Origin of the sequence: Burkholderia sp. PR2 (assembly GCF_052372875.1) — a bacterium.
Taxonomy (GTDB): Bacteria; Pseudomonadota; Gammaproteobacteria; order Burkholderiales; family Burkholderiaceae; genus Burkholderia; species Burkholderia diffusa.
Genome location: NZ_JBQRWH010000004.1, coordinates 2,497,647 through 2,510,451 on the forward strand (window position 1 = coordinate 2,497,647; position 12,805 = coordinate 2,510,451).

The window sequence follows — 12,805 nt, forward strand, 5'->3', positions numbered from 1 at the left end:
TACCAAGAACACGTTCGGGCGGTCGAGTCGTACCTGAAACCCGCATCGCCCGCATTTGCTGCATCCGGGCGCTGATTCGTCCACGTTCCCGCCTGGTCCCCTGTTCGGCCCCGACCACCTACGTTCGGGCTTTGCCACACAACACCCGCCCGCCTTGCAGCCTCACCGCCCCGTCACTGCATCAATCCGGTCCTGACCTGCGGCATCAGACTCGCATTCGCGCCCGTCACGGCAAACGTCCCCGTCGGCGACGCCCCGGCCGGCAGCGCCAGCAGACTGCCGTCCCCGAGCCGATTCGCATCGACGACGATCTGGTTCGCCGCGCAACCATTCGTCAACAGCCAGACCGGCAAGCCGGCAATCGACGAGAACGTGTTGCCCGTCACACTGAACGAACACACGTTCCCGTACGCCCGGAAACCCGCATAGCCGGAGCCCGCCACGCGGTTGTCCGCCACGGTGACATCCGACACGGTTCCCGACCATGTATCCAGCTCGATCGCGCCCTGCTGCGTCGGCTGCAGCCCGTTGTTCACGTTCGCGGTCTGGATGTTGGTCACGGTATTGCCCGTGATGACGACGTTCGAAGACCCGTAGGTTTTCCAGCTGTCCTCCTGTGCGACCAGAATTCCCGCCGCCTTCTCGACGCCGTCGACCGTATTGTTCGAGATCGTTACCGCCTGCCCGCCAACGACGGTGATGCCGCGCCCCCACGCGTTGCCCGACACCGCGTTACGGTCGATCAGCACGTTGTTGCTCAGGCGGCCGTCGCCGAGATAGCTGACCACGGCGATCAGGTCGTCACCGGTGCCGGCCACCGTATTGTTCTGCACCAGCACGTTGGTCGAACCGTAAGTCGTATGGATGCCGTCGGCCAGCGTCGCCCGGACAGTATTGCCCACGATCGCGATACCGTTGCCGCCGAACACGAAGATCCCGGCACTCGCGCCGCCCTGGATCGTCACGCCGAGCACCTGAACGTCCGAGCCCGTCACCTCGACTTTCGTCGACTCGGGCGTCGTGAGGCGCGTCGTGCCGGTGCCGGCCAGCGTCACGCCGACGAGCGTCGAACCGGCGCCACTCATCACGATCGTCTGGTCGGCCGGATTCGTGGCGGCCAGCGTCGCGCCGTATCCGGAAATCACCGCCTGGGGCACCGTCACGGCAAGCGAATGCCCGACGACGTAGCGTCCCGGTGCGATGACCAGGCGTTGGCCGGCACGCAGGCTGTCGAATGCTTTCTGCAACGCGTCGGCCTGGTCGCTGCCGTCGCTGGCCGGGAAAACCGTCACATCGGCGACGAGAACGGGTTTGGTGCCATTGGAAGGCAGAAGCGTCGCACCGGACGCCGTACCGGTCGCCCCGGCGGTCGACGCCGGGCTGCCGGAACTCGTCGATGAAGCCGCTGCGCCGGATGCAGCACCGGCAGGTGCGCCGGACGATGTCGATGTGCCCGCAACGGTCTGCGCGCCTGCGGCAGCGTTGTCGTCACCGCCGCCACATGCGGCAAGACAAAGGCAGAGCGCGGCAAACGTCGCCCGATCGACTGTACGCATACGAAGTTCCGCTAGCCCAAATTGGCGTCATCGTAAGTACGCTTGATCACTTTGTAAATGAATTCCGCATTTCACCTGTGAAATAGTTCGTTATCCTCTTCCATTCATCGCCGCGTCATCACGACGACATGCGACATGCGATCGCACCCGGACCTGGCGCAATCGACATGTACCGTAGATTACGTAGAATCCCGAACCTTCATCCGCACTCGGACCTCGACCATGACTCAAACACTCGCGGCCCTGGCCATGTCGTCGGCGCTGATCTGCACGGCGAATGCCGCCGATGTCGCAAGCGCGACCGGCACGGCAACGCCGAAGCAGCGATACGTCAGCCCCGGCGTCGCCAACGTCGCGGATGCGGCAACACGCCGGCCGGAACGCGCGTCGCCCGTTGCTCGCTGCAGCGAACTGGCCGCCGGCATCGATGCCGTCAAACATGCGCCGGACCGCGGCCACAAGGTCGTGCGCGGCATCGGCCCGGACGGCAAGCCGCGCAACGAGCTGCATGCTTACGACAAACGAGCGGATCTGGAGGTCGAGCATCGGCAGCTCGGCTGCCCGTAGTCAACGTCACTCCGTCCGATCGGGTCGCACCGGCCATCGCCCCTTACACATTCGCGCCGCCGTCGGTCGCCAACTCCGTCCCGTTGATCGACCTGCCCTTCCAGCCCGACGACGAGCGCGACGAGCGCCGCCACATCCTCGGCCTTGCCGTACTGCGGACCCGCCATCCGCGAACGTTGTGCGGCGGTGTGCTCACCATCGGCCGGATTCATGTCGGTATCGGTCGCCCCCGAATGCACGAGATTGACCGTGATGCCGTACGCGCCGAGATCGTGCGCAAGCCCCTGCGTTTAGCGGTGCGGTACGGCACACGCTGATCGCGATGCGCAAGCGGACGGTCGCCGCATTACGCGCGCGGCTTGGCGAAGGCGTGGTAACCGGCGAGCTCTCCGCGCACGCGAACTTCGATGCGATCGCGCGCTACTCCGTGACGGTCCAACTGGGGATGGCAATTCGGACGCGCTACGGCACGAGCCGTCGCGATGTGGAGGCGGTCGCGCAAACCGCGCTGGCCGCATGGCCGGCGCTCGCGGATGCGAGCGGCGGATAGTGACGGGCTCCGGAGAGAAGCCCGCAAGACCGGGCGGCCGCGCAGCGGCAAGCGCCCCGCATGACCGCGCCGGTCGGTGCGTTACTGCGTGACGGCGTGCTGCACGTCCTTCGACGCATGCCACACACGGTAGCGCACGTCGAAACCGTCCGGCACGTACACGACGAGCGGCAGGCGGCTGTTGTAGCGCAGCAGCTGGCCGTCACCGCGCACTTGCACGAAGCGCTGCTGCGGCGCCTGGCCCGGGCAGGCCATCAGCGTCGATGCCGGCCCCTTCACGTCGGTCAGCCGGTAGTACGTATAGCCCCAGCCCTTCACGTCCTCTGCGGTCAACTCGCCGCCGAACCATTGCTGGTTGCAGTCGGTCTGCAGCATCTTGCCGATCATCAGCTCGACGCGCGCATCGCCTTCGTTCTCGAGCGCGGGCAGCGCGATCACCGCGCGCTGCTGGCCAGCCGCCGGCTGCGGGAACATCTTGATCGATTCGGCCGGCACGGCGGGCGCCGATGCGAGCCCCGCCGCGCAGGCGGCGGCGGTCGTCACGCAAACGGCGGCCAGGGCGGCCCGGATCGCGAATTTCATCGATGTGCTCCTGATAAACAAAAATAGGCCCCGATGCTAACACTTTCGTCGCACGACCTTACGAGGCTGTAATTTGGCGACACAATTGCAAACAGCCGGCAATCCCCGCGCGCGGTACTTATAGGGGAACCAACGGAGAACATCATGCTGAAGCTCATTGCCGCCGCCGGCGTCGCCACGCTGCTGGCCGGGTGCGTCGTCGGTCCGGACGCCGGATACGGATACGGCTACGGACAGACCTACTATTCCGATCCCGGCTACGCGTACGGGCCGGCCTACGGGGCATCCCCCGTCTATGGCACGGTCAATATCTGGGGTGGCGGCGGCGGACGCGACTGGGATCGCGGACACCGCGACTACCGCCGCTGGGATCGCGATCGGGGCGATCGTGGGGACCATGGCGGCTGGGGACGCGGCGGCGGACGTCGCGGCGACTGGAACGATGGCGGCGGCGGACGCGGCGACGGCGGCCATCGTCACTGATCCCGCGGATCCAATTGCAACCGTTTGTATCCGCACGCGGCCTCGCGCGGCCGCCGTCTGGCGCCCAAAATCCGGCGCCCGAGAAACGACGAAGGCCCTCGCATCACGCGAGGGCCTTTCCTTTTGTCTTCCTGCACACCCGCGATTCACTCAATCGGCACCGGCCACGCGGCGACGAGCCCGATCACCGGCCCACTTACCAGCCGGCCGGCCGCGCATAGCCGCCCGACACCGGCGCGCCGCACACGTACGGGCGCTGATAGCGGTCGTAGCAATAGTCCTGGCCGTCGTCCTGGTACTGCGCCTGCTGATAGGTCGGATAAGCCGGCTGCTGGTAAGCCGGGGCCTGATAGTACGTCGGCGGCTGATAGGCCGGTGCCTGATACACGGGCGCCTGGTACGCGACGGGCGGATTCATCGCAGATGTCACGATCGCGCCGAGCACCGCGCCGCCGATCAGCGCGCCGATCACGGCGCCCCCGTCGCGACCATGCGCGGACGCCGGGCCCGCCACGGCGAGCGAACCGGCGAGGACACATACTGCGGCAATTCTTTTCATGATGGACTCCCACGCGAAGTGGTACTGGATGCGATGCATTGTGGCTGCGCGCGGCCGTAATAGATGCAGCAAGTGGTAACGCGCCATTACGCGTATCACGCACACCGAAACGCGGCGCGGCCGTGCTACGATTTTCGGCACACAGGAGACGCCTTCATGCAGCCCGAAACCGCCCGCCGTTTCGATACCGAATTCGCGCCGCGCATTGCGCAGGCGATCGCCGCCTACTTCGCCGATCACGTGCTGACCGACGTCGTCCCGTACGGCGGGCACGGGCAACCGACGCGCGTGCAGATCCGCAGCGCGCCGCACGAGCACGTGAGCGGCTTCGTGCATCCGCTGAACCTCGAACTGACCTGGGACACCGACGAGATCGAACGACTGATGGCACCCGACGGGCCCGCGCGATTCGAGCACTACCTGAGCGCGCTGCCGAGGAAGCTGAGCGCATGGCAGGGCGCGCGCGACATCGATCTCGCGTCGCGCACGCAGGCCGCCCCGCTCGTGCGGCTCGGCGGTCTCGACTTCGAAGGCTGAGTGCACGCACCGGCCGCCGGCCGGCGGCGGCGTCGCTCGACGCGGCCCGGTGATACACTCGACCGGTCCCGCTCCGGCGCCGCCAGGCTGACCGGGCCGTTCACCACCGCCTCCGCCCGCGAGCATGGTTGCGCACGCAACCGGCATCCGGGTACGCGGCCAATCACGCCTTCGCTCCCGTCATGAACGCCGATACCGGCCTGCCGCTTCCGCAACGCTACTGGGCAATCGTCTGCGTCGCATTGGGCATCACGCTCGCCGTGCTCGACGGCGCCATCGCGAACGTCGCGCTGCCGACGATCGCGCGCGACCTGCACGCGTCCGATGCCGCATCGATCTGGATCGTCAACGCGTACCAGCTCGCGGTCACGATCACGCTGCTGCCGCTCGCATCGCTCGGCGAACGCATCGGCTATCGCCGCATCTACATCGCCGGGCTCGGGCTGTTCACCGCGGCGTCGCTCGGCTGCGCGCTCGCCGGCTCGCTGCCCATGCTCGCCGTGATGCGCGTGATACAGGGGTTCGGTGCGGCCGGCATCATGAGCGTGAACGCGGCGCTCGTGCGGATGATCTACCCGTCGTCGATGCTCGGGCGCGGGCTGTCGATCAATGCGATGGTGGTCGCGCTGTCGTCGGCGATCGGCCCGACGGTCGCATCGGCGATCCTGTCGTTCGCGTCGTGGCCCTGGCTGTTCGCGGTCAACGTGCCGATCGGCATCGCCGCGGTGTTGGGCAGTCTCCGTGCACTGCCGGCCAACCCGCTGCACGACGCGCCGTACGACTTCCCGAGCGCGCTGATGAACGCGTGCGTGTTCGGCCTGCTGATCATGGCCGTCGACGGGCTCGGCCACGGCGAAAGCCACGCGTACGTCGCGGCCGAACTGGCGATCGCGTTCACCGTCGGCTACTTCTTCGTGAAGCGACAACTGTCGCAGCCGGCGCCGCTGCTGCCGGTCGACCTGATGCGCATCCCGATGTTCGCGCTGTCGATCTGCACGTCCGTTGCATCGTTCACGTCGCAGATGCTTGCGTTCGTCGCGCTGCCGTTCTGGCTGCAGCATTCGCTCGGTTTCTCGCAAGTCGAAACCGGCCTCTACATGACACCGTGGCCGCTCGTGATCGTATTCGCCGCGCCGCTCGCCGGCGTGCTGTCGGATCGCTACTCGGCCGGCATCCTCGGCGGAATCGGACTTGCGCTGTTCGCGGCCGGGCTACTGTCGCTCGCGACGATCGGCGCGCATCCGGGCACCGTCGACATCGTGTGGCGGATGGCGCTGTGCGGCGCGGGTTTCGGGCTGTTCCAGTCGCCGAACAATCGAGCGATGCTGTCGTCGGCGCCGCGCGAGCGCAGCGGCGGCGCGGGCGGGATGCTGAGCACGGCACGCCTGACGGGCCAGACGCTCGGTGCCGCGCTCGTCGCACTGATTTTCGGGCTGGCGCCCGACCGCGGGCCGACGATCGCGCTCTATGTCGCCAAGGTGTTCGCGGCGCTCGCCGCGGTGGTCAGCATGCTGCGCATCGCGTCGCCGCGCCCCGACGCGGCAACCTGACGCCGCCGCGCGTGGCGAGCGCCGGTCACGCGGCGTCGAGCACGTCCATCACGAAGCGCACGCGCGCCTTCACGCTCACGCACGGCAGCTCGATCAGCCGATACCCATACGCCGTATAGCAGTCGACCATTGCATCGTAGGTGCGCACCGCCTCGGCGAAATCCTGCCGGCGCTCGGTATCCTGTATGTAGATGTCGCGCCACGGCGGCGCAATGAACACGCGCCGGTGATAACGGAAGCGCCGCGCCGCGGCCTCCGCATGCGCGGGTACCGCGAGGCCCGTCAGGCGCAGGTAGCCGATCACGTCCGGGACGCCGCGGTCGAAGAACACTGGCCCGCGCGCGCCTCGTGCGAGATGGTACGAACGCATCTCCCAGTTCAGCATCAGCTCGGCGAACGCGGCCCGGTCGCGCCAAGGCAGCGCCGGACCGTCGATCGCCATCTGGTCGCGGATCACACCACGCCCGGCCTCGTGCGAGCGCGCGAAACCGCTGCGCTCGAGCGCATCGAGCAACGTGCTCTTGCCGGAGCCGGGGCCGCCCGTGACGACGAAGAAGCGGGCGGACACCTCCTGCGCGCCGCCCTCCTCCACGCGCTCAGACATGCGCGACTCGCCGGCCCGCGCGCTGCGTGACCGACGCCGCCGCCGCGACGCTGCGCAGGTCGGCGACGAACGTATCGCGCCAGACCGACAGGTTGTTCTCGCGCAGCCGCGCGAGGTTCTCCTCGTGACGCGCCTGCCGCTCCGCGAGCGGCATCGACAGCGCGCGCTCGAGCGCGTCGGCCATCTGCGACAGGTCGTAGGGATTGACGAGCAGCGCACCGGTCAACTCGGCCGCCGCGCCCGCGAACTCCGACAGCACGAGCACGCCCGGATCGGCCGGATCCTGCGATGCGACGTACTCCTTGGCGACGAGATTCATCCCGTCGCGCAACGGCGTCACGTAGCCGACCTGCGACATCCGGAAGAACGCCATGAGCAGATTGCGCTCGTACTTGCGGTTCAGGTACTGGATCGGCGTCCAGTCGAGCTGCGAGAAGCGGCCGTTGATGCGGCCGGCCTCCCCCTCGAGCATTTCGCGAATGCGCTGGTAGGTCTGCACGTCGGAGCGCGTCGGCGGCGCGATCTGCACGAGCGACACGCGCCCCTGCCAGCCCGGCGCGTTGGCGAGCATCCGCTCGAACGACTGGAAGCGTTCGACGAGCCCCTTCGAATAGTCGAGCCGGTCGACGCTCATCACGAGCTTGCGGCCGGCGAGCGCATCGCTCAGCATCTTCACCGGCTTGCGCGAGCCGTACTGGACGGCTGCCTCGGCGATCGCATCCGGATGCACGCCGATCGGATAGGCGGCGACCTTCACGATGCGGCCGTGCGCATGCAGCATCCCGTCGTCGCTCGCCGCGCCGACGCCGCGCCGCTCGATGTAGTCGGTAAACGCCTGCTTGTCGGCATCGGTCTGGAAACCCGCGATGTCGTACGCGCACATGAACTTCACGAGTTCCTCGTGCGGCGGCACGAGGCGCAGCATGTCGGGCGACGGAAACGGAATGTGCAGGAAGAAGCCGATCGGATTCTTCACGCCGAGCTCGCGCAGGCAATGCGCGAACGGCAGCAGGTGATAGTCGTGCACCCAGATCAGGTCGTCGGGCCGCAGCAGCGCGGCGAGCTGCTTCGCGAGCATCGCGTTCACGCGCAGATAGCCCGCGTACTCCTGCCGGTCGAAGCGCGCGAGATCGCCGCGGTAGTGAAACACCGGCCACAGCGTCGCGTTCGAGAAGCCGCGGTAGTACTGATCGTAGTCGCGCCGGGTCAGCCCGAGCGTCGCATACGTGACGTTGCCGTCCCGCTGGATTGCGGGTGCGGCGTCGGGCGTACCGACGATCTCGCCGTTCCAGCCGAACCAGACGCCGCCGGTTTCCTTCAGCGCGTCCATCACGCCGACCGCGAGGCCGCCTGCGCTCGGGCGCGTGTCCTCGCCGGCGGCGACACGATTCGATACCACGATCAATCTGCTCATGCGACTTCCCCTCCTCGATTCGATTGGCTGGCGCGCGACGCGCGCCAAAGCGGGCGCGGCGGCCCGAAGGCGGCCGCGCGGCGATTCAGTTCCGAGAATTGCAATGAAATACGGCGGTGGAATGCGGCTACGACGAAATCAGGCGTCCTGCTCCTGACCGAGGTCGCGTTGATAGTCGAGCCCTTCCGGGCGAGCGCCGCCCTGGTTGTGATCGCCGTCGGACGGCGTGTCGTCGGGCGCGCCCGCAGGCGGCGCCGATGGCGCGTCGGTCCGCGGACGCGGGCGGTCTTCCGGACGGCCGGCCGCCGCGTCGGGTGGCCGAGGTGATAACCGTTTCGAACGGCGCATGGCTGGGTGTCTCATATGCGGCGCGGCGCGAGGCCGTCGTAGAAACATTCCATAGCAAAACAGTCTAGGTCGCTTCGTTGTGCACGAAGGTAACAATTACCTTCAATTTGTAACGTTTCGACCCTTCGTCGAGCATCTATCCGACAATTACGCCGCCCGCGCGCACGCGGCCTGCCGCGCGGCGATTTGTCAAAGCTTTGCAGTTTTCCTATGACAATTGCGAAACAATGACGCGGCATCAGGCGTGCATGCGTCGCCGCTCACCCAGACAGGACTTGCACTCAGGGATGAACATTCGTTTCGAATCGCCGCGCCGGGCCACGCCGGCGCGCGTCATGCTGGCCGCGATCGCCACGGCCGCACTGCTGTCCGGCTGCAATTCGTTGTACAGCGAAGGCGCGACAGCCGGCGCCGGTATCGCGGGCGCCGCGATCGCCTCCAAGGTCACCAACAACGCCGCCGTCGCGACGGGCATCGGCCTGGGCGCCGTCGCCGGCGCACGGGCTGGTGTCCAGTACACGCAGCGCGTTGCGCACCGCTACACGCAGGAACAGATCGCGAAGGCCGCCGGCCCGCTCGACGTCGGCGGCGTCGCGCCCTGGTCGACGCACCATTCGTTCCCGATCGAGGACGACGAGCAGGGCCGCGTGACGGTCAGCCGGATGATCAGCATCGGCCCGCTCGACTGCAAGGAAATCGTGTTCGCGGTCGACACGCCGGCGAAAGCCGACAAGGCCGCCGAATCGGCGTTCTACGTCGCCACGATCTGCCGCGACGGCCCCGTGTGGAAATGGGCGTCGGCCGAACCCGCGACCGAACGCTGGGGCGCGCTGCAATGAGCGTCGCGATCCGTATCGCGGCGATCGGCGTTCTGTGCGCGGCGACGGTCGCGCTGTCGGGCTGCGGATCGGTCGGCGCGGCGAGCGGCGCACTGGCCGGCGCGGCGACGGGCCTCGTCACCGCGAATCCGGCGGTCGGCGTCGGCGTCGGGATCGCCGTGCAGGCGGCGACCGACGAAGCCGTCAACCGCACGATGAAGCAGCTCCATCAGAATCAGCAGGACGCGATCGCGAAGGCGGCAGGCAGCCTGGCCGTCGGCGAAGTGAAGCCGTGGAAGGTGAAGAACACGCTGCCGCTGGAAAACGGCGAAGGCGAAGTGCGCGTCACGCGTGCGTACTCGACAGCGCTCGCGCTGTGCAAGGAATTCGCATTCTCGGTGAAGGACGGCGACAAGGCCGACTGGTATTTCGCGAATGCGTGCCAGCAAGGCACGCACTGGAAGTGGGCGTCGGCCGAACCGGCCGTCGACCGCTGGGGGAATTTGCAGTAACGGGGCGATGCGCCGCGCATCGTGCGCGGCACCCGTGTCGTTCTGCGTACTTTCGTGGTTACAGACGCGTACGAAGCTGCGCCACGCGTTCCTTGATCTTCGCGGACAGCGCATCGTCCGGGTTGTAATCCAGGGCGGCACAAAATGGGCGGGGCTCGTGCCTAGCGGCTCCAGACATCGATCAAGGATCGCTGCAATTCCTTGTTTTTGGCCAGGCTCGCGATATAGGCGAAGTGATCCTCGTCTTCATCGAGCTCGGGCAGATTCGGATCGAACGTGTCATCGCCAACCCACCAGGCGGGATACTGAATCGCATCGCCATCAATGGAAAAAGTCGTCATCCCGCGGTGGAAGTCGTGTTCGTACTTGACGTTGTGTCCGAGATCCGCGAAGTTCCAGCGTTTTTTGTTCCATTGAAGATAAAGCTGCCGATCCGCCGCGAAGACAGCAACGTCCTGGCCCTCGACAGAGATGTAATTCCCCCGCGCCACGTAACCGTCTCCGACCAGCGCGGAAAACACGCCTGTCTCCACATTCAGCTCAACGAAGCTCGACGGGCGATTGATCACGCCGAGTTGCACGTTCTTCATCATTTTCCAACCTTCGCGATGCCAGTAAGAATGTCCATTGAAGGGTTGCTGCGTGTCCCCGCAGCGATCACCCCCTCCGGACTACCATATTTCTGAAGCAATGCTTCATACGTCGGGCCATACTTGTTTCCGTATTTCGCCATATTGCGCTCATACAACGTCGGCAGCTTGTCCTCGGCGTATTTCGACATCCGGGTTTGATTGCGCATGTCGACGATCTGCCGCCCAATCGTTTCTTCGCTGGCGCCGCTGGCGCGCATGTCGGATACCCATGCACTCTCGTCGGCCAGGCCCTGATGGTATTCGAGCCGCACGTTCCGGGCATTGGCAACTTGCTCCGCATTCGTCCAGTCGACCGGCCACTTGGGCGCCGCAAACTCGGATCCCTCCACCGGCGTGTATCCGTAGACACCCTTTGGATTGCTGACGAGGTCCACCGGCATCGAATCGACCACGTAATCGAAAGGACTCGTCGCTCCGGCCTTGGGCAGCGTGCCGGCAAGCGCGTCGGCGGCGGCTTCCCCGGCAGAGATTTCGCCCGCAACGGACCCGGCGCCCTTCGCACCGCCAACGAGCCCGGCCCCCTTTGCCGCACCAGCCCCTCCCAGGAGGCTGCCGCCAAGCATCGACCACTTCTGCCCGTCCGACCCTTCTCCAAACACCTTGCCGCCGATCCATGACCCGACTTCCCCGCCGACGAACCCGCCGGCCGCGCCCAGAATCGCGATCGCCGGGCCGGCGAGCACGGCGGTCGCCGCCACGCCGACCGCCAGCATCGTCCAGTTCACCCACGCCGGGATTTCAGGATTGAACTCCCCGACCGCCGGGCCGCCGATGAATACGTTCGGCGATCCGTCGTTGATCAACGCGCCGCACATCATCCGGTCCTCCTTGCGGCTCGCCGGCTGGCTGTTGATGAAGACCGTCGACGAACCCTGCGCGACCACCTGCGGCGGACCCGCGTGATCGCTGCACAGGCCCAGGCTCAGGATGGCCCGCATCGCCGCGCGACTGTTGATGAAGACGTTGGGCGAACCCTTTATGAGACTTCCGGTGACATGCCGCGGCGCCCATGACATCGTGCCCAGCACTTCGCCGAGACCGCCGCCCGCAGCAGCGCCCGCCGCGATTGCAGCGACGACCGTCAACGCAGCACCGCCCGTCGCGACCACCGCGACGGCACCGATTACTGCACCCGCGATCAGCCCGGCGATCATCCATCCCTTGGATGCCGTATGCGCGATCGGATCGCCCAACCGCGCAGCCGCGAGTAATGTATCCACGCCCGCTCCCCGTCAGCCCGCGTTCGCAACCGCGGTCAGATAAGCACGCACGGCCCCGACGCTCTGCATGCCGGTCATGCCCTTCACCGCCGTCACACCGCCAAGTCGATCGCTCAGCGATGCGTGCTCGCGCAAATCCACCGTCCACAGCGCGAATTGACGGCCGTCCTTCGCGGGCCACGCCGATTGCCCGTCCGGGGCCGGCTGCAGCACCAGCGGTTCGCCACCCGAGCCGAAGAATGCAGTGTCGTCGAACATTTCCGTGACGTCGTGCCGGTACAGTTCGGCCATGCCCGTGAGCACGTACAGCGTCGCGCTCGGCTCGTGCAGCACGAACACGATGCCGGCCTCGTCCTGGCCGAGCGCGATCGGCACGAAGGCCGCCCGATCGGGCCGGGCCAGCACGACACTCGCGAGCAGGTTCTTGTATTCCTTGCTCTTGTCGTCGGTAAACGACTTCGGACAAGTGCCGATGAAACTGATCGCCACGCGTTCGCGCCCGGCCCTCGGCGACATCACGACCGTCTGGCGCTGATGCAGCGGTGCACCTTCCGACACCCAGCGATAATCGATTTCACGGGCGGTTTCGCCGTCGATTTCCCGGTTTTCCAGATGCTTCAATTCGAAACGCGGCAGCGACTTGCGCATCTCCGAGACCAGCCGCGTCACGAACGTATCGACCGTGTCGTCCGGCTCCATCGGCGCGCGCGAAACCACGAAAGTGAATCCGCTACTACCGCTACCCGTTTCATCGACCGTAAACAGGTGAATCGTCTTGTCTTTGAAGTGCGCCGGCAACTGAATGACGGCATCGTTCATCTGATATTCGGACATGCTCTTCTCGGTTCGGCC

15 protein-coding genes and 2 pseudogenes are annotated in these 12,805 nt (G+C 66.6%); 7 read left to right on the forward strand and 10 right to left on the reverse strand.

Annotated elements, in window-relative coordinates; all coding sequences use genetic code 11:
- Positions 1 to 173: 173 nt before the first annotated feature.
- Entirely contained in the window at positions 174 to 1,292 is a 1,119-nt protein-coding gene (locus ACT2FV_RS28740; RefSeq protein ID WP_444505233.1) for a right-handed parallel beta-helix repeat-containing protein, read from the reverse strand.
- A gap of 399 nt (positions 1,293 to 1,691) precedes the next feature.
- Between ACT2FV_RS28740 and ACT2FV_RS28745 the strand changes: the two genes are divergently transcribed.
- Positions 1,692 to 2,123 carry a hypothetical protein gene (locus ACT2FV_RS28745; protein ID WP_444505234.1) on the forward strand — a complete coding sequence of 144 codons (432 nt, stop codon included), beginning with the start codon at positions 1,692 to 1,694 and terminating at the stop codon, positions 2,121 to 2,123.
- Positions 2,124 to 2,166: 43 nt separating this feature from the next.
- Here ACT2FV_RS28745 and ACT2FV_RS28750 read toward each other — a convergent pair.
- Positions 2,167 to 2,413, reverse strand: a pseudogene (locus tag ACT2FV_RS28750) (SDR family oxidoreductase); the annotation flags it as partial.
- A 2-nt stretch (positions 2,414 to 2,415) separates the two neighbouring features.
- Here ACT2FV_RS28750 and ACT2FV_RS28755 point away from each other — a divergent pair.
- A pseudogene (locus ACT2FV_RS28755) lies at positions 2,416 to 2,673 on the forward strand (TetR/AcrR family transcriptional regulator); the annotation flags it as partial.
- A gap of 81 nt (positions 2,674 to 2,754) precedes the next feature.
- Here the strand turns inward: ACT2FV_RS28755 and eco are convergent.
- Positions 2,755 to 3,255, reverse strand: coding sequence for a serine protease inhibitor ecotin (gene eco / locus ACT2FV_RS28760; RefSeq protein WP_444505235.1), 501 nt, complete (start codon positions 3,253 to 3,255; stop codon positions 2,755 to 2,757).
- A gap of 144 nt (positions 3,256 to 3,399) precedes the next feature.
- Here eco and ACT2FV_RS28765 point away from each other — a divergent pair, with 144 nt between their 5' ends.
- Entirely contained in the window at positions 3,400 to 3,738 is a 339-nt protein-coding gene (locus ACT2FV_RS28765) for a hypothetical protein (protein ID WP_059605675.1), read from the forward strand.
- Positions 3,739 to 3,934: 196 nt separating this feature from the next.
- Here ACT2FV_RS28765 and ACT2FV_RS28770 read toward each other — a convergent pair whose 3' ends face one another.
- Positions 3,935 to 4,336 (reverse strand): hypothetical protein, encoded by a 402-nt coding sequence (locus ACT2FV_RS28770; RefSeq protein WP_124626732.1) that lies wholly within the window; start codon positions 4,334 to 4,336, stop codon positions 3,935 to 3,937.
- A gap of 117 nt (positions 4,337 to 4,453) precedes the next feature.
- On the opposite strand from ACT2FV_RS28770, the gene ACT2FV_RS28775 reads away from it, so the two are divergent.
- Entirely contained in the window at positions 4,454 to 4,834 is a 381-nt protein-coding gene (locus tag ACT2FV_RS28775; protein ID WP_059605672.1) for a DUF5594 family protein, read from the forward strand.
- A gap of 182 nt (positions 4,835 to 5,016) precedes the next feature.
- Complete coding sequence (locus tag ACT2FV_RS28780; protein ID WP_444505236.1) at positions 5,017 to 6,384, forward strand: MFS transporter; 1,368 nt, start codon at positions 5,017 to 5,019, stop codon at positions 6,382 to 6,384.
- A 25-nt stretch (positions 6,385 to 6,409) separates the two neighbouring features.
- Here the strand turns inward: ACT2FV_RS28780 and ACT2FV_RS28785 are convergent, their stop codons facing one another.
- The 3 genes from ACT2FV_RS28785 to ACT2FV_RS28795 form a co-directional block, all read right to left on the reverse strand.
- Positions 6,410 to 6,988 carry an AAA family ATPase gene (locus ACT2FV_RS28785; RefSeq protein ID WP_151050298.1) on the reverse strand — a complete coding sequence of 193 codons (579 nt, stop codon included), beginning with the start codon at positions 6,986 to 6,988 and terminating at the stop codon, positions 6,410 to 6,412.
- Complete coding sequence (otsA, locus tag ACT2FV_RS28790) at positions 6,981 to 8,402, reverse strand: alpha,alpha-trehalose-phosphate synthase (UDP-forming) (RefSeq protein ID WP_124626726.1); 1,422 nt, start codon at positions 8,400 to 8,402, stop codon at positions 6,981 to 6,983. The genes ACT2FV_RS28785 and otsA overlap by 8 nt, the downstream gene beginning before the upstream one ends.
- Positions 8,403 to 8,540: 138 nt before the next feature.
- Positions 8,541 to 8,750, reverse strand: coding sequence for a hypothetical protein (locus tag ACT2FV_RS28795; RefSeq protein ID WP_124626724.1), 210 nt, complete (start codon positions 8,748 to 8,750; stop codon positions 8,541 to 8,543).
- A gap of 248 nt (positions 8,751 to 8,998) precedes the next feature.
- Between ACT2FV_RS28795 and ACT2FV_RS28800 the strand changes: the two genes are divergently transcribed.
- The gene (locus tag ACT2FV_RS28800) at positions 8,999 to 9,589 is read left to right on the forward strand and encodes a hypothetical protein (RefSeq protein ID WP_175816146.1); all 591 of its coding nucleotides are present in this window, start codon (positions 8,999 to 9,001) and stop codon (positions 9,587 to 9,589) included.
- Positions 9,586 to 10,080 carry a hypothetical protein gene (locus ACT2FV_RS28805; RefSeq protein WP_124905481.1) on the forward strand — a complete coding sequence of 165 codons (495 nt, stop codon included), beginning with the start codon at positions 9,586 to 9,588 and terminating at the stop codon, positions 10,078 to 10,080. The genes ACT2FV_RS28800 and ACT2FV_RS28805 overlap by 4 nt, the downstream gene beginning before the upstream one ends.
- A 161-nt stretch (positions 10,081 to 10,241) precedes the next feature.
- Here ACT2FV_RS28805 and ACT2FV_RS28810 read toward each other — a convergent pair whose 3' ends face one another.
- Genes ACT2FV_RS28810 through ACT2FV_RS28820 form a run of 3 tightly spaced genes read right to left on the reverse strand, consistent with a single transcriptional unit; the run spans position 10,242 to position 12,787 of the window.
- A complete protein-coding gene (locus tag ACT2FV_RS28810) occupies positions 10,242 to 10,673 on the reverse strand; it encodes a hypothetical protein (RefSeq protein ID WP_059605653.1) in 432 nt (143 codons plus the stop codon).
- Positions 10,670 to 11,953, reverse strand: a complete 1,284-nt coding sequence (locus ACT2FV_RS28815) for a PAAR domain-containing protein (RefSeq protein ID WP_444505237.1) — start codon at positions 11,951 to 11,953, stop codon at positions 10,670 to 10,672. Before ACT2FV_RS28815 ends, ACT2FV_RS28810 begins: the two co-directional genes overlap by 4 nt.
- A gap of 12 nt (positions 11,954 to 11,965) precedes the next feature.
- Positions 11,966 to 12,787: a DcrB-related protein gene (locus ACT2FV_RS28820; protein WP_444505238.1), complete on the reverse strand. Its 822-nt coding sequence runs from the start codon at positions 12,785 to 12,787 to the stop codon at positions 11,966 to 11,968.
- Positions 12,788 to 12,805: the final 18 nt, after the last annotated feature.

Coding starts and splice junctions, on each gene's coding strand:
- ACT2FV_RS28820 (WP_444505238.1), bottom strand. CDS start 12,787: ATGTCCGAATATCAGATGAACGATGCCGTCATTCAGTTGCCGGCGCAC.
- ACT2FV_RS28780 (WP_444505236.1), top strand. CDS start 5,017: ATGAACGCCGATACCGGCCTGCCGCTTCCGCAACGCTACTGGGCAATC.
- ACT2FV_RS28810 (WP_059605653.1), bottom strand. CDS start 10,673: ATGATGAAGAACGTGCAACTCGGCGTGATCAATCGCCCGTCGAGCTTC.
- ACT2FV_RS28770 (WP_124626732.1), bottom strand. CDS start 4,336: ATGCATCGCATCCAGTACCACTTCGCGTGGGAGTCCATCATGAAAAGA.
- ACT2FV_RS28765 (WP_059605675.1), top strand. CDS start 3,400: ATGCTGAAGCTCATTGCCGCCGCCGGCGTCGCCACGCTGCTGGCCGGG.
- eco (WP_444505235.1), bottom strand. CDS start 3,255: ATGAAATTCGCGATCCGGGCCGCCCTGGCCGCCGTTTGCGTGACGACC.
- ACT2FV_RS28775 (WP_059605672.1), top strand. CDS start 4,454: ATGCAGCCCGAAACCGCCCGCCGTTTCGATACCGAATTCGCGCCGCGC.
- ACT2FV_RS28785 (WP_151050298.1), bottom strand. CDS start 6,988: ATGTCTGAGCGCGTGGAGGAGGGCGGCGCGCAGGAGGTGTCCGCCCGC.
- otsA (WP_124626726.1), bottom strand. CDS start 8,402: ATGAGCAGATTGATCGTGGTATCGAATCGTGTCGCCGCCGGCGAGGAC.
- ACT2FV_RS28795 (WP_124626724.1), bottom strand. CDS start 8,750: ATGCGCCGTTCGAAACGGTTATCACCTCGGCCACCCGACGCGGCGGCC.
- ACT2FV_RS28745 (WP_444505234.1), top strand. CDS start 1,692: ATGCGATCGCACCCGGACCTGGCGCAATCGACATGTACCGTAGATTAC.
- ACT2FV_RS28800 (WP_175816146.1), top strand. CDS start 8,999: ATGCGTCGCCGCTCACCCAGACAGGACTTGCACTCAGGGATGAACATT.
- ACT2FV_RS28805 (WP_124905481.1), top strand. CDS start 9,586: ATGAGCGTCGCGATCCGTATCGCGGCGATCGGCGTTCTGTGCGCGGCG.